At 65.1% G+C, this 18,646-nt stretch carries 20 protein-coding genes; 8 read left to right on the forward strand and 12 right to left on the reverse strand.

Translation table 11 applies throughout. From position 1 onward, the window contains the following. Positions 1 to 28: 28 nt before the first annotated feature. The 3 genes from PSQ39_RS19900 to PSQ39_RS19910 all read right to left on the reverse strand — a co-directional run bounded on the left by PSQ39_RS19900 (position 29) and on the right by PSQ39_RS19910 (position 3,562). Positions 29 to 1,318, reverse strand: coding sequence for an EAL and HDOD domain-containing protein (locus tag PSQ39_RS19900; protein ID WP_273929116.1), 1,290 nt, complete (start codon positions 1,316 to 1,318; stop codon positions 29 to 31). 57 nt (positions 1,319 to 1,375) lie between these two features. After that, entirely contained in the window at positions 1,376 to 2,581 is a 1,206-nt protein-coding gene (locus PSQ39_RS19905) for an EAL and HDOD domain-containing protein (protein WP_273929221.1), read from the reverse strand. Positions 2,582 to 2,743: 162 nt separating this feature from the next. Further along, positions 2,744 to 3,562, reverse strand: coding sequence for a ferritin-like domain-containing protein (locus PSQ39_RS19910; protein WP_273929118.1), 819 nt, complete (start codon positions 3,560 to 3,562; stop codon positions 2,744 to 2,746). 90 nt (positions 3,563 to 3,652) lie between these two features. Between PSQ39_RS19910 and PSQ39_RS19915 the strand changes: the two genes are divergently transcribed. Then, positions 3,653 to 4,177: a gamma carbonic anhydrase family protein gene (locus PSQ39_RS19915; protein ID WP_273929119.1), complete on the forward strand. Its 525-nt coding sequence runs from the start codon at positions 3,653 to 3,655 to the stop codon at positions 4,175 to 4,177. 43 nt (positions 4,178 to 4,220) lie between these two features. Then, the gene (gene hslO / locus PSQ39_RS19920; protein WP_273929121.1) at positions 4,221 to 5,210 is read left to right on the forward strand and encodes an Hsp33 family molecular chaperone HslO; all 990 of its coding nucleotides are present in this window, start codon (positions 4,221 to 4,223) and stop codon (positions 5,208 to 5,210) included. 88 nt (positions 5,211 to 5,298) lie between these two features. Here hslO and PSQ39_RS19925 read toward each other — a convergent pair whose 3' ends face one another. The 8 genes from PSQ39_RS19925 to PSQ39_RS19960 form a co-directional block, all read right to left on the reverse strand. Continuing rightward, positions 5,299 to 5,994, reverse strand: a complete 696-nt coding sequence (locus PSQ39_RS19925) for an ATP-binding protein (protein ID WP_273929123.1) — start codon at positions 5,992 to 5,994, stop codon at positions 5,299 to 5,301. Then, a complete protein-coding gene (pnuC, locus tag PSQ39_RS19930; protein WP_273929125.1) occupies positions 5,987 to 6,619 on the reverse strand; it encodes a nicotinamide riboside transporter PnuC in 633 nt (210 codons plus the stop codon). The genes PSQ39_RS19925 and pnuC overlap by 8 nt, the downstream gene beginning before the upstream one ends. A gap of 39 nt (positions 6,620 to 6,658) precedes the next feature. Next, positions 6,659 to 6,934: a septum formation initiator family protein gene (locus PSQ39_RS19935; RefSeq protein ID WP_273929127.1), complete on the reverse strand. Its 276-nt coding sequence runs from the start codon at positions 6,932 to 6,934 to the stop codon at positions 6,659 to 6,661. A 17-nt stretch (positions 6,935 to 6,951) separates the two neighbouring features. Then, the gene (gene eno / locus PSQ39_RS19940; protein WP_273929129.1) at positions 6,952 to 8,235 is read right to left on the reverse strand and encodes a phosphopyruvate hydratase; all 1,284 of its coding nucleotides are present in this window, start codon (positions 8,233 to 8,235) and stop codon (positions 6,952 to 6,954) included. A gap of 74 nt (positions 8,236 to 8,309) precedes the next feature. Then, the gene (locus tag PSQ39_RS19945; RefSeq protein WP_273929131.1) at positions 8,310 to 8,600 is read right to left on the reverse strand and encodes a DUF1330 domain-containing protein; all 291 of its coding nucleotides are present in this window, start codon (positions 8,598 to 8,600) and stop codon (positions 8,310 to 8,312) included. Beyond that, positions 8,597 to 9,451, reverse strand: coding sequence for a 3-deoxy-8-phosphooctulonate synthase (gene kdsA / locus PSQ39_RS19950; protein WP_273929133.1), 855 nt, complete (start codon positions 9,449 to 9,451; stop codon positions 8,597 to 8,599). The genes PSQ39_RS19945 and kdsA overlap by 4 nt, the downstream gene beginning before the upstream one ends. A 20-nt stretch (positions 9,452 to 9,471) precedes the next feature. Continuing rightward, positions 9,472 to 11,133, reverse strand: coding sequence for a CTP synthase (locus PSQ39_RS19955; RefSeq protein WP_273929135.1), 1,662 nt, complete (start codon positions 11,131 to 11,133; stop codon positions 9,472 to 9,474). A gap of 83 nt (positions 11,134 to 11,216) precedes the next feature. Continuing rightward, the gene (locus PSQ39_RS19960) at positions 11,217 to 12,158 is read right to left on the reverse strand and encodes a LysR family transcriptional regulator (RefSeq protein WP_273929137.1); all 942 of its coding nucleotides are present in this window, start codon (positions 12,156 to 12,158) and stop codon (positions 11,217 to 11,219) included. Between the two features lie 166 nt (positions 12,159 to 12,324). On the opposite strand from PSQ39_RS19960, the gene PSQ39_RS19965 reads away from it, so the two are divergent. From PSQ39_RS19965 to dut, 3 genes are all read left to right on the forward strand, one after another. After that, a complete protein-coding gene (locus PSQ39_RS19965) occupies positions 12,325 to 13,848 on the forward strand; it encodes a CoA-acylating methylmalonate-semialdehyde dehydrogenase (protein WP_273929140.1) in 1,524 nt (507 codons plus the stop codon). A gap of 192 nt (positions 13,849 to 14,040) precedes the next feature. Then, entirely contained in the window at positions 14,041 to 15,252 is a 1,212-nt protein-coding gene (gene coaBC / locus PSQ39_RS19970; protein WP_273929142.1) for a bifunctional phosphopantothenoylcysteine decarboxylase/phosphopantothenate--cysteine ligase CoaBC, read from the forward strand. Positions 15,253 to 15,270: 18 nt separating this feature from the next. Further along, positions 15,271 to 15,717 (forward strand): dUTP diphosphatase, encoded by a 447-nt coding sequence (dut, locus tag PSQ39_RS19975; RefSeq protein WP_273929144.1) that lies wholly within the window; start codon positions 15,271 to 15,273, stop codon positions 15,715 to 15,717. A 96-nt stretch (positions 15,718 to 15,813) separates the two neighbouring features. On the opposite strand, the gene PSQ39_RS19980 is transcribed toward dut, so the two are convergent. Further along, a complete protein-coding gene (locus tag PSQ39_RS19980) occupies positions 15,814 to 16,338 on the reverse strand; it encodes an FKBP-type peptidyl-prolyl cis-trans isomerase (RefSeq protein ID WP_273929146.1) in 525 nt (174 codons plus the stop codon). A 54-nt stretch (positions 16,339 to 16,392) separates the two neighbouring features. Here PSQ39_RS19980 and PSQ39_RS19985 point away from each other — a divergent pair, with 54 nt between their 5' ends. The 3 genes from PSQ39_RS19985 (at position 16,393) to PSQ39_RS19995 (ending at position 18,588) form a co-directional block, all read left to right on the forward strand. Next, positions 16,393 to 17,532, forward strand: a complete 1,140-nt coding sequence (locus PSQ39_RS19985) for a cupin domain-containing protein (RefSeq protein ID WP_273929148.1) — start codon at positions 16,393 to 16,395, stop codon at positions 17,530 to 17,532. 3 nt (positions 17,533 to 17,535) lie between these two features. Beyond that, on the forward strand, positions 17,536 to 18,072 hold the full coding sequence (locus tag PSQ39_RS19990; protein WP_273929150.1) for a hypothetical protein: 537 nt from the start codon (positions 17,536 to 17,538) through the stop codon (positions 18,070 to 18,072). Positions 18,073 to 18,321: 249 nt separating this feature from the next. Next, positions 18,322 to 18,588 (forward strand): hypothetical protein, encoded by a 267-nt coding sequence (locus PSQ39_RS19995; RefSeq protein WP_273929152.1) that lies wholly within the window; start codon positions 18,322 to 18,324, stop codon positions 18,586 to 18,588. The last annotated feature ends 58 nt before the right edge of the window (positions 18,589 to 18,646 follow it).

Consider the following 18,646-nt stretch of genomic DNA (forward strand, 5'->3'; position numbering starts at 1 on the left):
GCACCAAATTGGATGGTGGGTCTGGCCCTCAGTCGTTGAGGGATTCAGCCCAATCCAGGGCTTGCAAATGAGCCCAGTTGACTTGGCGGTTGGACAGGTGAAGCTCGGTGGCGACACGGGCGAACACCGCGTCATCGCCAGTTTCGCAGGCGATGGTCAATTCGAGCAGAGGCCAGAACAGGCCTGATTTGTTGAGCAAGGCGTCGACCACGTTCTGCGGCAAGGACACCGTGTCCAGGGCCTTTTCCAGCGAGATGCCGAGCATGGTGTCGAGCAGCGAGAACACGCCCACGATGAAGGCGTTGTCGAACTCCTCTGGCGGCAGCAATTCGGCAGCCAGCAACTCCATCAAACGCCCGCGCACCACGGCGGTGCTGCCCACCGCCGGGGGGGCACCTTCTTTGGAGGTGGTCAGCAGCAGGGCGGCCCAGCGGAACAGCTTCTTCATGCCGAGCATCATCACGGCGTGGCGGAAGGAGGTGACCTCCACCTGCAGGCCAAAGCCCGCCGAGTTGATGAAACGCAGCAGGTTGAAGGACAGGGTGGGATCCTTCTTGAGCAGGTCTTCGATTTCGGCGGCGTCGGCTTGCTTGCGAACCAGGTTGATCAACTGAATGATCGTCGCCTGGGCCGGGCGGATGGTCTTGGCCTGCACCAGCGCGGGCTTGGCAAACCAGAAGCCCTGGAACAGCTTCACGCCCAGGGCGCTCATGCGCTCGAACTGCTCGGCGGTTTCCACCTTCTCGGCAATCATTTCGGCGCGGGTGTTGGCGCGCGCAAACTTGATCAAGGGCTCGGCCAGCTCGGGCCGCAGCGTGTTCATCTCGATCTTGATGAAGGACGCCAGGGGCAGCCAGGAGGCATAGGCACGGCGCAGCATCTGGTGCGGGAAGGCGAGGCGAAAGCCACGCTCCTTGAGGGCTTGCAGCACCACGGCGCGCTGCTCGATCAAGGGCACGTCGTCGGTGGGCATGGGCGGAACTTCCAGCACCACTTTTTCAGGGCTGATCAGTTCCAGGTGGCCGCCGGCCAAGCTGTCGTGGGTGCAGTTGATGAACACCGTCTTCTTGCCCACCAGGGCTTCGGTGCCGGCATAGGACAGCGCGTTGAACAGCAAGGCCGCGTCGCTGGCAGCGGTGTGGGCGGTCGCGCGGGTGGATCGGTCGAACAGCTCATAGCCATAGACGGCACGGTGCTCGTTCACGATGGGCTGGCGCGCAATGACCGCCGCGTTCTCGAGGTCCGCGTCGGGTGTCGCGCCTTCTTCCAAAGGCACGGGGGCCGTTTCGGCCAGGGGAGGATGGGGGTTGTGGCTCATGGCGGATCCTTCCTGTTGTTCTTATGGGGGCTTGGGGGAAATCGAAGGGCCCCAGCGTCAGGCCTGGGTCACCATCTGGTCAGCCCAGGCCAGGGCCTGCAAATGGGCCCAGTTGGCTTGTTGGCCCGACAGCTGGAGGGCCTGGCAGGCCGAGTTGAAGCGATCTTCGTCACCCAGTTCACAGGCGCTGGCCAACTCCAGCAACGGCGCGTAAGGCCCTTGTTGGTGAACCAGCACGTCCATCACGCTTTGGGGCAGGGTCAGCATTTCCACGGCCTGGGACATGGGCACGCCCAGCATCACATCGAGCAGCGAGAAGATGCCTGAGACAAAGGCGTTGTCCGCATCTTCGGGCGTCATGACCTGTTCGGCCAGCAGTTCCATCAACCGGCCGCGCACCACGGCCATGTTGCCAATGGTGGCCTGACCGTCCGAGGACTTGGTGGCAGTGAGCAGCAGGGCGGCCCAGCGGAACAACTTCTTCAGGCCCAGCAGCATGACGGCCTGGCGGAACGAGGTGACTTCACGGGCGTAGCCAAAGCCTGCCGAGTTGATCAGGCGCAGCAGGTTGAAGGCCAGGCCGGCATCTTTCTTGAGCACTTCTTCAATCTCGGCCGTGCTGGCCTGGTTGCGCACCAGGTTGATGAGCTGAATGATGTGCGCCTGCGACGGGCTGACGATGCGGGTCTTGACCAGGGTCGGCTTGGCGAACCAATAGCCTTGGAACAGCTGGACACCCAAGCTGGAGACGCGGTCGTACTGTTCGGCGGTCTCGACTTTTTCGGCGATCAGTGCCGCATCGGTGCTGCGGCGTGCTGCTTTCACAACCTCTTTGAGCTGGCTGTTCGGGATCAGGCTCAGGTCCAGCTTGACGAAGGCGGCCAGGGGGCGCCACAAGGCGTAGGCCGGCTCCAGCACGTACTGGCCGAAGGCCAGGCGAAAGCCACGCTGGCGCAGTTGGGCCAGGATGGGCAGGCGGTGTTCAATGTCCTGAGCCGAGGCGTTGTCCACCGCGGGGATCTCCAGCACCACGCGCTCGGGGTTGACCAGGTCCAGGTGGCCGCCACCCAGGCTGGCGTGGGTGCAGTTGACGAACAAGAACAACTTGCCAAACAGGTCTTCGTCGCCCACGTGGGACAGGGCGTTGAACACCAGGGACACGTCGGATGCCGCCGTGTGATCGCCGCTGGCCTGGCTGCGGTTGAACAACTCATAGCCCACGATTTGGTGGCCTGCGTCCACGATGGGTTGGCGCGCGATCATGGGCGACCCCTTCTCCACTCCGGCGTTGCGGTTGGAGAGGATGTCGGACGCGGTGATCGGGGGGGCAGTCATGGCAGGCAGGTCTTTCTTTGGCCGTATTTTAGGGACGAACGGCACTGGGCGCCGGATTGTTCCATGCCCATTCAGCGGCTTTTCCGGGGCTTAACCATTTTGGAGCCACGCCATCTCCACATCCGTGAATCCTGCACGGCGACGCGCGTTTTCATTGAAGGGGGGCTTCAAGCGGGGCGCCTCGTGGCGCTGGGTCAGCACGGGGTAGTGTTCGGTCGGGTCCAGGCCTTGGCGCTCGCACAACCAGCGGTACCAGTGGTTGCCAATCGCCACATGGCCCACCTCGTCGCGCAAGATGATGTCGAGCAGGGCCACGGCCTCCAGTGCGTCGGGGCTGCCGATCTGGCGCAGCTTGGCCTGGATCAAGGGCGTGGCGTCCAGGCCGCGCGCCTCCAGCGTGCGGGGGACCAGGGCCATGCGCGCCAGCACGTCGCCGGCGGTGCGTTCGCACATGGACCACAGACCTTGGTGGGCCGGAAAGTCGCCATAGTCCCAGGGTCGGCCCAGGTGCGGCATGCGCTGCAGGTGCTCGCGCAGCAGGCTGAAGTGGTAGGCCTCTTCGCGCGCCACGCGCAACCAGTCGGCGTAGTAGTCGCGCGGCATGCCGTCAAAACGCCAGACCGCGTCGAGCGCCAGGTTGATGGCGTTGAATTCAATGTGGGCAATCGAGTGCAGCAGGGCGGCCCGGCCCTCCAGCGTGGTGGGCGAGCGCTTGACCACGCTGGTGTGTTTGACCAGCTCTGGGCGCTCCGGGTGGCCGGGCAGGGACTGGCCTGGCGGCAGCTGGGGACCGCCCTCGGTGTCCAGCGTCAGCTGCTCGAATTGGGTGTGTAAATCGATGGTGGCCGCTACTTTTTGCGCGGGATCGGTGAGGCACAAGACCTGCAGTGCACGGTGACGAAGCTCCATCTCTACAATTCTAGGCTGCACCGGGTGGACAAGGCCTTGACTTGAGAAACAGGCCGCCACCCCTTACATGGGTTTTTTGGAGACAAAGCAATGGCTGTGTATGCGTTGGATGGCGTGGCGCCTCAGGTGGCTGAATCGGCTTGGGTGGCGGACAGCGCCCAGGTCATGGGGCAGGTGAGTTTGGGCGCGGACGCCAGCGTCTGGTTTGGCACCGTGGTGCGTGGGGACACCGAGTCGATCTCGATTGGCGAGGGCTCCAACATCCAGGACGCCAGCGTGCTGCATGCCGACCATGGCAAGCCGCTGGTGGTGGGGCGGCATGTGACGGTGGGCCACCAGGTCATGCTGCATGGCTGCACCATCGGCGACGAGTCACTGATCGGCATTGGTGCCGTGGTGCTCAACGGGGCGCGCATCGGCAAGAACTGCCTGGTGGGCGCGGGTTCGCTGGTCACCGAGGGCAAGGAGTTCCCCGATGGCTCGATGATCCTGGGCAGCCCCGCCAAGGTGGTGCGCCAGCTCAGCCCGGAGCAGATGGAGGGGCTTCGCCAAAGTGCGAAGCATTACATTGACAACGCCCGCCGCTTCAAGGCGGGTTTGCGCCGCATCGACTGAGCCCAGGGGGGCTTGGCGCGGCAGCGTTTTTCAGGAATTTTGCGTGTCTGAACTTCACAAGTTTATTTTTGACGGCCTGCCGGTGCGCGGCATGATCGTGCGCTTGACCGACGCCTGGACCGAGATCCAGGCCCGTCGTGCGGCCAACACCCAGACTGGGCCTTACCCGGCGCCGGTGCGTGAGCTGCTGGGCGAAATGGCCGCCGCGGGTGTGCTGATGCAGTCGAACATCAAGTTCAACGGCGCTTTGGTGCTGCAGATCTTTGGCGACGGCCCGGTCAAGGTCGCTGTGACCGAGGTCCAGCCCGACCTGAGCCTGCGCGCCACCGCCACCCTGGTGGGGGAGGTCAGCGAAACCGCCAGCCTCAGCCAGATGGTCAACCTCAACAATGGCGGGCGTTGCGCCATCACGCTGGACCCCAAGGACAAGTTCCCGGGCCAGCAGCCCTACCAAGGCGTGGTGCCCCTGTTTGGCGACCAGGGCGAGAAGCTCGAGAAGCTCAGCTCGGTGCTCGAGCATTACATGCTGCAAAGCGAGCAGCTTGACACCTGCCTGGTGCTGGCCGCTGACGACAAAGTGGCCGCTGGCCTGCTGATCCAGCGCCTGCCGCTGGAGGGCGAAGGCAACCTGGCGGGCAGCCTGCGCTCGGAGGCCAATGAGGACGAAATCGGCCTCAATGAGCACTACAACCGCATTGCGCTGCTGGCCTCCAGCCTCAAGCGCGAAGAGCTGCTGACGCTGGATGTGGACACGATTCTGCGCCGCCTGTTCTGGGAGGAGAAAGTGTCGCGCTTCGAGCCCCTGCAGGGCGAGACCGCACCACGCTTTGCCTGCCGCTGCAGCCGTGACCGCGTCAGCCAGATGCTGCGCAGTCTGGGCGTGGAAGAGGCTGAAAGCATCCTGGCCGAGCAAGGCCAGATCGAGGTGGCGTGTGAGTTCTGCGGCCAGCAGTACCGCTATGACGCGGTCGATGCGGCCAGCATCTTCACTCAGGGTGAGCGCCTGGTGGACGGCATCAAGACCGTGCAGTGAAACAGCGTTGAGCGCTGCTCGCCGCGCCAGCCCTTGAACCGGCTGGACCTCCCCAACGCACCCCAACGCCCCGCGTGCGGGGCGTTTTTCATGGCACCGAGCGCGCGGCCAGCAGGCCCGTGAACAGCTTGTGTTCGCAGCCGCCGTCGCTGCAGTGCTCGCATTGCCAGGGCTTGTTGAGGCGGGCCTCATCGCGTTGCTGGCGCAGGCGCTCGCCCAGGGCTTCGGCTTGGGGCAAGGCCTGCAGCCAGGGCAGGCCGACCAAGGCGCTCAAGGCGTTGTGGCCGCGCTCGGCCCCTTGGCCATAGACCACCTTGTAGGGCAAGCGCTGCGCTTGAAGGGCTTGGCGCAGCAGGGCGTCGACGGGCTCACGCACCTGGGGACCGTCGCGCTGCAGACCATCGGCCACCCAGGGCAGGTCCAAGCCGGTCAGCAGGCTCAGCCCATAGCGGGCCTGCGCCTGGGCGGCGTGGGCGTAAAGGCTGCGGTCGGCAAACAAGAAGTCGCTGTAGACCGCCGTCATCAGGGCCGAGGTGTCGGCCAGCACCAGGGGGTGGCGCTGGGCGGCCTCGGCAATGCGCTGGGCCTGGGTGTGGGCGATGTCGGCTTGCTCGTCGGGGCGCGGCGTGCGGCCTTGCTCGTCGCACCATTGGCGCAAGGTCTCGGGCACGACCGCGCAGTCCAGGCCACAGTCGCGCAGGGCCTGGGCCAGGCTCAGGGTGAGGGCGGTTTTGCCGGTGCTTTCAGCCCCCAGCAGGCAGATGACGTGCTGCAAATCAGGCATGGTGAACCTGAGGGCGTTGCAGGTCTTGGCGCCAGGCGCGCCAGCCCACCACGCTGAGCACGGTGAACAGCCCATAGAGCACGGTGGTCAGCCACAGGCCTTTGTAGGCGAACAGGCCCATGCTGACCACGTTGACGGCCAGCCAGATGAGCCAGTTCTCTGGGTGTTTGCGGCCCAGCAGCACCTGCCCGACCAGGCTGGCTGCCGTGGGGAAGGCGTCCCACCAGGGGACATCGGTGTCGGTGAAGCTGAGCAGGAACCAGCCCGTCAGCGGCCACAGGCCCGCGCAAGCCAGCACGGTCCAGCGTCGGCCCCGGGGGCTGAGGGCGGTGACGCGCAGCGGCGCCTCTTGGCCCGCTTGCTGGCCTCGGCCCTTGAGCCACTGGGTCCAGCCCCAGCCGGCCAAGGCGGCAAAGAAGAGTTGCAGCACGGCGTCGCCATAGAGGCGGCTGCGCCAGAACACCAGCAAATAGAGCAGGGAGCTGAGGATGGCCAGTGGCCAGCCCCAATGAATTTGTCGGATGTTGCAGCCCACCATGGCCAAAGCCAGCGCAAAGGCAAGCACTTCGGTCCAACTGGTTGGGGTGCCCCAGAGTTCAAACGCGGTGGCGAACAGGGCGTCCATGGGTGGGGGAGGGGAGGCTGCGGCCGCCGGCCGCAGCGCTCATTTGGTGATCTGGACGAAGATCTCGTTGGGCTTGACCATGCCCAGTTCGATGCGGGAGCGCTCTTCGACCATGGCCAGGCCTTCTTTGAGGTCGTTGACCTCGGAGGCCAGTTGGTCGTTGATGCGCTGGGCCGCCGCGTTGCGGGCTTTTTGCTCGTCAATCTTTTGCTGCAATCCCGCGACATTGGGAATGCTGCCGCGGCCCAGCCAGAGCTGGGCGTGCAGCAGGCCGAGCACGGCCAGCAACAGCACGGGGAGCAGGCGCACGCCCATGGTCAATCCACCGGCGCTCAGCGCAGGTTGTAGAAGGCCGCACGGCCGGGGTAGTGGGCCACGTCACCCAGGTCTTCTTCGATGCGCAGCAGCTGGTTGTACTTGGCGATGCGGTCGCTGCGGCTCATGGAACCCGTCTTGATCTGACCGGCGTTGGTGCCCACGGCGATGTCGGCAATCGTCGAGTCTTCGGTTTCGCCCGAGCGGTGGCTGATGACGGCGGTGTAGCCGGCCGTCTTGGCCATTTCGATGGCAGCGAAGGTTTCGGTCAGGGTGCCGATCTGGTTGATCTTGATCAGGATCGAGTTGGCAATGCCCTTGTCGATGCCTTCTTTCAGGATCTTGGTGTTGGTGACGAACAGGTCGTCGCCCACGATCTGGACTTGCTTGCCCAGGCGCTCGGTCAGGTGCTTCCAGCCATCCCAGTCGCCTTCGGCCATGCCGTCTTCGATGCTGATGATGGGGTACTTGTCGCACCAGGTGGCCAGGATGTTGGTCCACTCTTCAGCCGACAGCACCAAGCCTTCGCCTTCGAGGTGGTACTTGCCGTCCTTGTAGAACTCGCTGGCAGCGCAGTCCAGGCCCAGGGCGATTTGCTCGCCGGCCACGAAACCGGCCTTGTCGATGGCTTCGAGGATCAGCTGGATGGCGGCTTCATGGCTGGCCACGCTGGGTGCGAAACCACCTTCGTCACCGACGGCGGTGCTCATGCCCTTGTCGTTGATGATCTTCTTGAGGGCGTGGAACACTTCGGCGCCGTAGCGGACGGCTTCGCGGAAGGTGGGGGCACCGACCGGGATGATCATCAGTTCTTGCAGATCGAGGTTGTTGTTGGCGTGGGCGCCACCGTTGATGACGTTCATCATCGGCACCGGCAATTGCATGCCACCCATGCCGCCGAAGTAGCGGTACAGCGGCAGGCCCGATTCCTCAGCTGCGGCGCGGGCCACAGCCATCGACACGGCCAGCATGGCGTTGGCGCCCAGGCGGCTCTTGTTGTCGGTGCCGTCGAGGTCGATCAGGGTCTTGTCCAGGAAGGCTTGCTCGGACGCGTCCAGGCCCAGCACGGCTTCGGAGATTTCGGTGTTGATGTTCTCCACCGCGCGCAGCACGCCCTTGCCCAGGTAACGGCTCTTGTCGCCGTCACGCAGTTCGATGGCTTCGCGGCTGCCGGTCGAGGCGCCCGAGGGCACGGCGGCGCGGCCCATGACGCCCGATTCGAGCAGCACGTCGCACTCGACGGTGGGGTTGCCGCGGCTGTCCAGCACTTCACGGCCTACGATGTCTACGATTGCACTCATGTTTCTTCTTTCAATACAAACACAAAAACTGGGGGGCTGAAGACGCACGGCCTGCAGTCGGCCGCGCCGTCGGATCAGACCCCTTCAACCACGATCATGCGCATGATGGCCGCGCCTTCGCGGGCTGCGCGGGCTCGGCCGTATTCGGGCGAATCATAAAAGACCCGTGCGGCGGCCACATCCGCAAACTTCAGGATCACCAGGCGCTCGGGCGCCCAGTCGCCTTCGAGCACTTCGACTCGGCCACCGCGCACGCACACCTCGGCTTGGTAGGCCTGCATGGCGGCGGTGGACCACTTGCGGTACTCCTCGTACTGCACCGGGTTGGTCACGCTGACATGGGCGATGATGTAGGCGCTGCTCATTCGAAGTGGTCCTCAAGGAAGCCGTTCTTCTTGGTCACGCTGTCGAGCGCGACCAGGGTTTCGAGCAGGGCCTTCATGTGCTTCAGGGGCACGGCGTTGGGGCCGTCGCTGAGCGCCTGGCTGGGGTTGGGATGGGTTTCCATGAACAGACCGGCCACGCCCACGGCCACCGCCGCACGCGACAGCACCGGCACCATCTCGCGCTGGCCACCCGAGCTGGTGCCCTGGCCGCCGGGCAACTGCACGCTGTGGGTGGCATCAAACACCACCGGGGCGCCGGTCTCGCGCATGATGGCCAGGCTGCGCATGTCGCTGACCAGGTTGTTGTAGCCAAAGCTGGCGCCACGCTCGCAGGCCATGAAGCTGTCTTCGGGCAGGCCGGCGTCGCGGGCAGCAGCGCGGGCTTTGTCGATGACGTTCTTCATGTCGTGCGGGGCCAGGAACTGGCCCTTCTTGATGTTCACCGGCTTGCCCGATTGGGCCACGGCACGGATGAAATCGGTCTGGCGGCACAGGAAGGCGGGGGTCTGCAGCACGTCGACCACCGAAGCCACTTGGGCGATTTCAGCCTCGCTGTGCACATCGGTGAGGATCGGCACATTGAGGGTCTTCTTGACCTTGGCCAGGATCTCCAGGCCGCGCTCCATGCCGGGACCGCGGAAGCTGGTGCCCGAGGAGCGGTTGGCCTTGTCGTAGCTGCTCTTGAAGATGAAGGGAATGCCCAGGCTCTGGGTGATTTCCTTCAGGGTGCCCGCCGTGTCCATCTGCAGCTGCTCGGACTCGACCACGCAAGGGCCGGCGATCAGGAAAAAGCGGTGGTCCAGCCCGATGTCAAAGCCGCAGAGTTTCATGCTTGGGTCTCCAGTGGCGCTCAGGCCGTTTTCTTGTGGCCAGCGGCTTGGTGTTCCACCGCGGCTTTGATGAAGGCGTTGAACAGCGGGTGGCCGTCCCACGGGGTCGACTTGAACTCGGGGTGGAACTGCACGCCCATGTACCAGGGGTGCACGCTTTGCGGCAGTTCAACGATTTCAGTCAGTTGCTCGCGCTGCGTCAGCGCCGAGATCACCAGGCCGGCTTGGCGCAGTTGATCCAGGTAGTTGACGTTGGCTTCGTAGCGGTGGCGGTGGCGCTCGGTGACCACGTCGCCGTAGATCTGGTGTGCCAGGGTGCCGGGGGCCACGTCCGAGCTTTGGGCGCCCAGGCGCATGGTGCCGCCCAGGTCGGAGTTCTCGTCGCGCTTCTTGATCGTGCCGTCGGCGTCTTTCCACTCGGTGATCAGGGCGATCACGGGGTTCGGGCCTTCGGGTTCGAACTCGGTGCTGTTGGCGTCCTTCAAGCCGGCCACATGGCGGGCGTACTCGATGGTGGCCACTTGCATGCCCAGGCAGATGCCGAGGTAAGGCACCTGGGTCTCACGGGCGAACTGGGCGGCGCTGATCTTGCCTTCCACGCCGCGCTTGCCAAAGCCGCCTGGCACCAGGATGGCGTCGAACTGGCTCAGGCGCTTGACGTTGTCAGGCTCGATGGTTTCCGAGTCGATGTACTCGATCTTGACCGCGACATGGTTCTTCATGCCGGCGTGGCGCAGCGCTTCGTTGAGGGACTTGTAGCTGTCCGACAGGTCGACGTACTTGCCCACCATGGCGATGGTGACTTCGCCCTTGGGGTTTTCGGTCTCGAACACCAGGTCGTCCCAGCGCTTGAGGCTGGTCGGCGGGGTGTTCAGGCGCAGCTTGTCGCAGATCAGGCCGTCCAGGCCTTGCTCGTGCAGCATGCGGGGCACCTTGTAGATGGTGTTCACGTCCCACATGGAGATCACGCCCCACTCGGGCACGTTGGTGAACAGCGAGATCTTGGCGCGCTCGTCATCGGGGATGCGGCGGTCGGCGCGGCACAGCAGGGCATCGGCCTGGATACCGATCTCGCGCAGCTTTTGCACCGTGTGCTGGGTCGGCTTGGTCTTGAGTTCGCCCGCCGCTGCAATCCAGGGCACGTAGGTCAGGTGCACGAAGGCGGTGTTGTTCGGACCCAGGCGCAGGCTCATTTGGCGTGCGGCCTCAAGGAAGGGCAGGGACTCGATGTCGCCCACCGTGCCGCCGATTTCCACAATGGCCACATCCACGGCGTCCGGGGTGCCAAACGCGGCGCCGCGCTTGACGTATTCCTGGATCTCGTTGGTGATGTGGGGAATGACCTGCACGGTCTTGCCCAGGTAGTCGCCACGGCGCTCTTTTTCGAGCACGGATTGGTAGATCCGGCCAGTGGTGAAGTTGTTGGCCTTGTTCATGCGCGTTTCGATGAAACGCTCGTAGTGGCCCAGGTCCAGGTCGGTTTCAGCGCCGTCGTCGGTCACAAAAACCTCGCCGTGTTGGAACGGCGACATGGTGCCCGGATCCACGTTGATGTACGGGTCCAGCTTGATGAGGGTGACTTTGAGGCCCCGCGATTCGAGGATCGCGGCAAGGGAGGCTGAGGCGATTCCCTTGCCCAGGGAAGACACCACACCGCCGGTGACGAAGACGAATTTGGTCATGTCGGGTCGGGAGCAGGGGTCCCGGGAGGTGGTAAACGGAGATTATAAAGGTGCCGCTGCACAGGCAGCGGCGGCGTCGAAATTCAGAGCGGTTGCGGGGGGTGCAAATCAAATCCGCCAACCAGCGATTGTCGCAGGTGCTGCACCAGTGCGGTGACAGCCAAGGGCACATGGGCCGAATAAGGCCGAATCGCGTAGAGCTGGCGCGCGAAGGGGCCCACATTCGCCCACTCGGCCAGCACCACTTGCAACTGGCCGCTGCGCAGGCTGGCCTGGGCGCTGAAGTCGGGCAGCAAGGCGATGCCCAGGTCGGCCAGGGCCGCATCGCGCAGGGCTTCGCTGTTGTTGGCCGCCAGCGGACCGCGCACCGGGATGGTTTGGCGCTCTGTCCCCTGCTCGAAGGTCCAGGTGGGCGTGTCGCCACTGCGCGGGTAGTGCAGGCAGTCGTGCTGGGTCAGCGCCTGGGGGCTGTCGGGCACGCCGCGCCGGGCCAGGTAGGCGGGGCTGGCCACCAGCACCGAGCGGGTGGGGCACAAGGTCCAGGCCACATGGGTGTCGGGCACCTGGTCGCTGTGGCGGATGGCCAGGTCCAGCCCTTCCATGGCCAGAGAGGCCAGGCGGTCGGACAATTCCAGCTCCAGCCGCACCTCGGGGTATTGGCGCAAGAAATCCGCCAGGCGTGGCACCAGTTGCTGGCGCGCCAGGGCCACGGGCGCGGTCACCCGCAGCCGCCCGCGCGGGGTGCCGGCCAGGTCGCGCACGCTGGCAAAGCTGTGGGCAATGGTGTCGAAGGGCGCTTGGGTGTCGTCCACCAGGCGCTGGCCGGCCTCGGTCAGGCGCACGCTTCGGGTGGTGCGCTGCACCAGGGGCACGCCGGCCAGGCGCTCCAGTTCCGAGATGCGTTGGCTGACCGCCGCTTTGCTCACGCCCAGCCGCGCCGCGGCCGCCGTGTAGCTGCCCTGCTGGGCCAGCACGACCAACCAGTGCAGGTGGCCCCACAAGGTGTGGATGAGTTGTTCTTCCATGTCTTGATTGTTCATCAAATTGAACAATAAGTTCAGCGCAAGGGCCTAGGCAGGGGCCGAGGCCCTGCCTAGACTTCGCTCCACGCCATGGGAGCCCTGGCTGCCTCATCAGAGGGGCGAGGCCACCCAGCGGAGTCGAAATCCCCTTTTCTTTCCAAGAGGCAGCATGAGCCAAACCCTTTCCAGCGCCGATGTCGGCCACTACATCCAAGGCGCCACCACCGCCGGTGTCAGCACCCGTCGCCAGCCGGTTTACAACCCTGCCACTGGCGAGGTGAGTCGCCAAGTGCTGCTGGGCAGCGTGGCCGATGTGGATGCCGCCGTGGCGGCCGCCCAAGCGGCCTTCCCGGCCTGGGCGGACATGCCCCCGATCCGCCGGGGGCGCGTGATGTTCAAGTTCCTGGAACTGGTCAACCAGCACAAGGACACGCTGGCGCGCATGATCACGCTGGAGCATGGCAAGGTGTTCACCGACGCCCAGGGCGAGGTCAGCCGCGGCATTGACATCATCGAGTTCGCCTGCGGCATCCCGCAGTTGCTCAAAGGGGACTACACCGAGCAGGTCTCTACCGGCATCGACAACTGGACGATGCGCCAGCCCCTGGGCGTGGTGGCCGGCATCACGCCGTTCAACTTCCCGGTCATGGTGCCGATGTGGATGTTCCCGGTGGCGATCGCCGCTGGCAACACCTTTGTGCTCAAGCCCAGCCCCACCGACCCGAGCGCCAGCCTGTTCATGGCCGAGTTGCTCAAGCAGGCCGGCCTGCCGGACGGTGTGTTCAACGTGGTTCAGGGCGACAAGGAAGCGGTTGACGCGCTGCTGGTCCACCCGGACGTGAAGGCCGTGTCCTTTGTGGGTTCGACCCCGATCGCCAACTACATCTACGAAACCGGTGCCCACCACGGCAAGCGCGTGCAAGCCCTGGGCGGCGCCAAGAACCACATGGTGGTGATGCCCGACGCCGACATCGATCAGGTGGTGGACGCCTTGATTGGTGCCGGCTACGGCTCGGCGGGTGAGCGCTGCATGGCCATCAGTGTGGCGGTGCTGGTGGGCGACGTGGCCGACAAGGTCATCCCCAAGCTGCTGGAGCGCGCCAAGAGCCTGAAGGTGCTGGACGGCATGAACCTGGCCGCCGAAATGGGTCCCATCGTCACCGGCGCCGCCCATGCCCGCATCAGCGGCTACATCGAGGCGGGCGTGCAAGAAGGTGCCCAACTGCTGCTGGACGGCCGCGGCTTTGACGGCAAGACCGCGGGCCCTGGTTGTGACCAGGGCTTCTGGCTGGGTGGCACGCTGTTCGACCATGTCACGCCTGAGATGAAGATCTACAAGGAAGAGATCTTCGGCCCCGTGCTGTCCTGTGTGCGCGTGCCTGACTTCGCCACTGCCGTTCAGCTGATCAACGACCACGAGTTTGGCAACGGCGTGTCCTGCTTCACCCGCGACGGCAATGTGGCGCGCGAGTTCAGCCGCCGCATCCAGGTCGGCATGGTCGGCATCAACGTGCCGATCCCGGTGCCCATGGCCTGGCACGGCTTTGGCGGCTGGAAGAAGAGCCTGTTTGGCGACATGCACGCCTACGGCGAAGAGGGCGTGCGCTTCTACACCAAGCAAAAGAGCGTCATGCAGCGCTGGCCTGAAAGCATTGGCAAGGGCGCTGAGTTCGTGATGCCCACGGCCAAGTAAGACCGAGCCGTTACAGCCGGTACAGGGCCGCGCGGGTGGCCCGTCTTCTCGCCGAGAGGCGGGCTGGGCGGGGCACTGGCGCGGCTTTTTCTCGTCACCCGGCTTTTCAGGCTTCCCTGATCTTGCGCGGGGGTCTGCTACATTGCCGCATTCTTTGCCAACCGGGCCTTGTCCAGCAGGGCTTTTGTCACCATGGACCTCCAGGGAAAACACATTGTTTTGGGCCTCACCGGCGGCGTGGCTTGCTTCAAGTCCGCTGAGCTGTGCCGCGAACTGATCCGCCAAGGCGCCACGGTGCAGGTGGCGATGACCGAGGCGGCCTGCCAGTTCATCACCCCGGTCACCATGCAAGCCCTGTCAGGCCGCCCGGTGTACAGCTCGCAGTGGGATGGCCGCGAGGCCAACAACATGCCCCACATCAACCTCAGCCGGGAGGCCGACGCCATCGTGCTGGCGCCTTGCAGCGCTGACTTCATGGCCCGTCTGGTGCAGGGCCGTGCCGATGAGTTACTGAGCCTGCTTTGCCTGGCGCGCCCGATCGAGCGCGTGCCCCTGCTGATCGCGCCGGCCATGAACCGCGAAATGTGGGCCCACCCCGCCACCCAGCGCAACCTGACCCAGTTGCAGGCCGATGGCGCTGTGCTCTTGGGCGTGGCCAGCGGGGATCAGGCTTGTGGCGAGACCGGCGACGGGCGCATGCTCGAAGCGCTGGAGATCTGTGAAGAGGTGATTGCCTTCTTCCAGCCCAAGGTCTTGCGCGGACAGCGCGTGCTGGTCACGGCCGGCCCCACCTTCGAGGCCATTGACCCGGTGCGCGGCATCACCAACCACTCCTCGGGCAAGATGGGTTTCGCCATCGCGCGCGCTGCCCGCGAGGCGGGCGCCGAGGTCACCCTGGTGGCCGGTCCGGTGCACCTGCCCACGCCGCGCGGCGTGCGCCGCCTCAACGTGGTGTCGGCGCGCGACATGCTGGCCGCCTGCGTGCCGGCCGCCGAGTCGGCCGACGTGTTCATCGCCACGGCAGCGGTGGCCGATTGGCGCCCCGCCTCGGCCAGTGACCAGAAGATCAAAAAAGACGGCTCGGGCCAGACCCCCCAGCTGAGCTTTGTGGAGAATCCGGACATCCTGCACACCCTGGCGCAGAGCCCCCGCGCCCGCCAAGGCGCTTTGTATTGCGTCGGTTTTGCCGCCGAGAGCCATGACCTGGTGGCCCACGCCCAGGCCAAGCGCGCGCGCAAAGGCGTGCCGCTGCTGGTGGGCAACATCGGCCCGGCGGCCTTTGGTCAAGACGACAATCAGCTGCTGCTGGTGGACGATGCGGGCGTCTGTGAAACGCCCCGCGCCTCCAAGCTGACCCTGGCTCGCCAACTGGTGGCCGACATCGCCCGCCGCAAGGCCGGCTGAATATTTGAGATTTTTTGCATGAACATCGACGTCAAGATCCTCGACCCGCGCCTGGCGGATCAACTCCCCGCCTACGCCACCCCCGGCAGTGCGGGCCTCGACCTGCGCGCCTGCCTGAGCGAGCCGCTGACCCTGGCCCCCAACGCCTGGCAATTGGTGCCCACCGGTATCGCCATGTACCTGCAAGACCCGGGCTATGCGGCCATGATCCTGCCGCGCTCGGGCCTGGGTCACAAGCACGGCATCGTGCTGGGCAACTTGGTGGGTCTGATCGACAGCGATTACCAGGGCCAGCTGATGGTCAGCGCCTGGAACCGCAGCCCCACGCCCTACACCATCGAACCGCTGGAGCGCATTGCCCAGTTGGTCATCGTGCCCGTGGTGCAGGCCCAATTCAATGTGGTGAGCGACTTCGCGCCGACGCAGCGCGGTGAAGGCGGCTACGGCTCCACCGGCCAGGCCTGAGCAACCCGTCCTTGCGCACCGGGTGCTGCGGCGCCCCAAGGCAAAAAGCCCGCTGGCAGCGATGCCAGCGGGCTTTTCTCATGGGGTGGGTGAGGCTCAGTGCAATTGGTCGTTGCCCGGCGCCATCGGCTGGATGCGGAAGAAGCCGGTGCCAGCGGTGCCGCGGCCAATTTCTTCTTCGGTGGCTTCACGCACAGCGTGCACCTGCAGGTGCAGGCGAATCGCGATGCCCGACAGCGGGTGGTTGCCGTCCAGCACCACGTGCTCGGGGTAGATGTCGGTGACGGTGTAGAGCGCGTCGCGCGGCGCTTCGGCATGGCAACCCTCGGGCAGGGCGCTGCCTTCAAAAGTCATGCCTTCTTCGAGTTCGGCCGGGAAGAGCTGGCGGGGCTCGAGAAAGATCAGTTTCTCGTTGTACTCGCCAAAACCCTCTTCGGGTTCGATCTGCAGCTTGACCTTGGCGCCGGCCTCATGGCCTTGCAGAACCTCTTCGATTTTCTTCAGCAGATCATCGCCGCCGACCAGAAAGTCGACCGGTTCGTCCAGGATGTCGAGCTCTTCGCCCAGGGTGTCGGTGAGGGTCCAGGTCAGCGCGACCACGCATTGTTCAGTGATTTCCATAGGAGAATTGTCGCAGTTTGAGTTGCAGCCCGGTCACACGGGCCCTTTTTTGCCATGGACATTCACCAACCCCTCACCTTGCTCGGCGGCCTCACGCCCCAGCAATTCATGAAACGCCATTGGCAGAAAAAGCCTTTGCTGGTGCGCCAGGCCGTGCCCGGCTTCCAGCCCCTGCTGGAGCGCGGCGAGCTGTTCGAATTGGCCGCCAGCGAGGCCGTGGAGTCACGCCTGGTGCGCAACACCCAGCCCGGCTGGGCCGTGCGCTCGGGTCCGCTGCCCCGGCGCAGCCTGCCCGCGCTGAGCCAGCCCGACTGGACCCTGCTGGTGCAAGGCGTGGACCTGCACGACGAGGCTGTGCACCACCTGATGCAGGGCTTTCGCTTCATTCCGGATGCGCGGCTGGATGACTTGATGATCAGCTACGCCACACCGGGTGGCGGCGTGGGCCCGCACTTTGACAGCTACGACGTTTTCTTGCTGCAAGCCCACGGCAAGCGCCGTTGGCGCATCGGCCGGCAAAAAGACCTGAGCCTGCGGGAGGACACCCCGCTCAAGGTGTTGGCTAACTTCGAACCTGAGGAAGAGTTCGTGCTCGAACCGGGCGACATGCTCTACCTGCCGCCGCGCTATGCCCATGACGGCATCGCCGAAGACGAGTGCATGACCTACTCGATCGGCTTTCGCTCCCCCAAGCGTGACGAGCTGGCGCGCGAGGTGCTGCAGCGCCTGGCCGAGGACGCCGAAGACCTGGCCGGTGACGGCCTGTACCGTGATCCGACCCAGCCCGCCGTGGCCGATCCGGCCGCCATTCCCGAAGACTTGCACCTGTTCGCGGCGGATGCGCTGCAGCGGGTGCTCAACGACCCCGACGCCCTGGCCCGGGTGATTGGTGAGTACCTGACCGAGCCCAAGGCCCAGGTCTGGTTTGACAGCCAAGAAGACGGCGAGCCGCCGTCGCTGGCCGCCGGGGTGCGCCTGGACCGCCGCACCCGCATGCTGCACGACGAGCGTCATGTGTTCATCAATGGCGAGGGCTTCCGCGCTGCGGGCCGTGACGCGACCTTGATGCGCCAGTTGGCCAGCCTGCGCGTCCTGGGCGCCAAGGATGTGGCACGTTTGAGCGCTGGCGCACGCGAGCTGCTGCTTGAGTGGTGTCAGGCTGGGTGGCTGCACCCCATCCCGACCGAGGCCTGAGCCATGGTGGCCCGTCCCGCCGACGCCGATGCCACGCAGCCCTCATCCTCTTGGCCACCGGACGCCCTGCAAGGTCGCTTCGAAGGCCGAGAGGCCTTCGCCGAGCGCCTGCGCCTGGCCCTGGCCGAGGCGGCTCGCCTAGGCTGGCAGGAGATGGTGTGGAGTGACGCCACGTTTGAGGACTGGCCTTTGGGTGAGCGGGCCGTGGCCGAGTCCTTGCAGGCCTGGTCGCGCGGCGGTCGGCGCCTGCTGCTGCTGGCCTGTCACTACGACGAGGTGCAGCGTCGCCATGCGCGCTTTGTCCAGTGGCGCCGCACCTGGGATCACCTGATTGAGGCCCGAGCCTGCCGCCGTGCCGACCCTGGCGATTTGCCCAGCGCGCTCTGGAGTCCCGCCTGGATGCTGCAGCGCCTGGATTTGCAGCGCAGCACAGGGGTGTGCTCCACCGTACCCGAGCGCCGGGTTCAGTTGAGAGAGTCCCTGGACAGCTGGTGGCGCCGCGGTTCGCCTGCGTTTCCGGCATCCACTTTGGGGCTTTGATCCCTCCTCGGTGCGTGCTGGATGCGGGTCAAGGCCATGGCCACAGGTGTTTCTCGGCTGCTTTACAAAAATGACACACAAGGTCGCACTTTTTGCCGCTGTCAGTGTTTGTTGGGATTGACGAATACCTCCTATAATTTGAAGTTGAGTGAAATTTGCGCGGCATTCGTACAGCGCTCGCTCAGTCAGGTCGTTCGAGTTGATCAACCTGGCAACCGGAATTCTCTCTATCCAACAAGGAAACTTGAAATGAAGAAATCGCTCGTTTTGGCAACCCTGATTGCCGCTGCCGCCCTCGCCGCCTGCGGCAAGAAGGAAGAACCCGCTGCTGCTCCCGCACCCGCTCCCGCTGCTGCTCCGGCTCCCGCCGCTGAAGCTCCGGCCGCTCCCGCTGCTGCCCCCGCCGCTGACGCTGGCACCGCCACCACCGCTCCGGCTGCTGCCGCTGCTCCGGCCGCTGACGCTGCTGCTGACGCCGCCAAGAAGGCTGCTGAAGACGCTGCTGCCAAGAAGTAAATTCTTCGCGCTTGCTTGAAAAGCCACCCTCGGGTGGCTTTTTGTTTTTCTGGGATGG

This window comes from Curvibacter microcysteis (assembly GCF_028649455.1).
GTDB classification, from domain to species: domain Bacteria; phylum Pseudomonadota; class Gammaproteobacteria; order Burkholderiales; family Burkholderiaceae_C; genus Curvibacter; species Curvibacter microcysteis.

Bases quoted from the DNA above. Each gene is read 5' to 3' on its own strand.
- eno (WP_273929129.1), bottom strand. From the start codon at position 8,235: ATGAGTGCAATCGTAGACATCGTAGGCCGTGAAGTGCTGGACAGCCGC.
- dut (WP_273929144.1), top strand. From the start codon at position 15,271: ATGAACATCGACGTCAAGATCCTCGACCCGCGCCTGGCGGATCAACTC.
- PSQ39_RS19960 (WP_273929137.1), bottom strand. From the start codon at position 12,158: ATGGAAGAACAACTCATCCACACCTTGTGGGGCCACCTGCACTGGTTG.
- PSQ39_RS19910 (WP_273929118.1), bottom strand. From the start codon at position 3,562: ATGGAGCTTCGTCACCGTGCACTGCAGGTCTTGTGCCTCACCGATCCC.
- PSQ39_RS19980 (WP_273929146.1), bottom strand. From the start codon at position 16,338: ATGGAAATCACTGAACAATGCGTGGTCGCGCTGACCTGGACCCTCACC.
- PSQ39_RS19955 (WP_273929135.1), bottom strand. From the start codon at position 11,133: ATGACCAAATTCGTCTTCGTCACCGGCGGTGTGGTGTCTTCCCTGGGC.
- PSQ39_RS19935 (WP_273929127.1), bottom strand. From the start codon at position 6,934: ATGGGCGTGCGCCTGCTCCCCGTGCTGTTGCTGGCCGTGCTCGGCCTG.
- PSQ39_RS19900 (WP_273929116.1), bottom strand. From the start codon at position 1,318: ATGAGCCACAACCCCCATCCTCCCCTGGCCGAAACGGCCCCCGTGCCT.
- PSQ39_RS19945 (WP_273929131.1), bottom strand. From the start codon at position 8,600: ATGAGCAGCGCCTACATCATCGCCCATGTCAGCGTGACCAACCCGGTG.
- PSQ39_RS19995 (WP_273929152.1), top strand. From the start codon at position 18,322: ATGAAGAAATCGCTCGTTTTGGCAACCCTGATTGCCGCTGCCGCCCTC.
- coaBC (WP_273929142.1), top strand. From the start codon at position 14,041: ATGGACCTCCAGGGAAAACACATTGTTTTGGGCCTCACCGGCGGCGTG.
- PSQ39_RS19905 (WP_273929221.1), bottom strand. From the start codon at position 2,581: ATGATCGCGCGCCAACCCATCGTGGACGCAGGCCACCAAATCGTGGGC.
- PSQ39_RS19985 (WP_273929148.1), top strand. From the start codon at position 16,393: ATGGACATTCACCAACCCCTCACCTTGCTCGGCGGCCTCACGCCCCAG.
- PSQ39_RS19925 (WP_273929123.1), bottom strand. From the start codon at position 5,994: ATGCCTGATTTGCAGCACGTCATCTGCCTGCTGGGGGCTGAAAGCACC.
- pnuC (WP_273929125.1), bottom strand. From the start codon at position 6,619: ATGGACGCCCTGTTCGCCACCGCGTTTGAACTCTGGGGCACCCCAACC.
- PSQ39_RS19915 (WP_273929119.1), top strand. From the start codon at position 3,653: ATGGCTGTGTATGCGTTGGATGGCGTGGCGCCTCAGGTGGCTGAATCG.
- PSQ39_RS19990 (WP_273929150.1), top strand. From the start codon at position 17,536: ATGGTGGCCCGTCCCGCCGACGCCGATGCCACGCAGCCCTCATCCTCT.
- kdsA (WP_273929133.1), bottom strand. From the start codon at position 9,451: ATGAAACTCTGCGGCTTTGACATCGGGCTGGACCACCGCTTTTTCCTG.
- PSQ39_RS19965 (WP_273929140.1), top strand. From the start codon at position 12,325: ATGAGCCAAACCCTTTCCAGCGCCGATGTCGGCCACTACATCCAAGGC.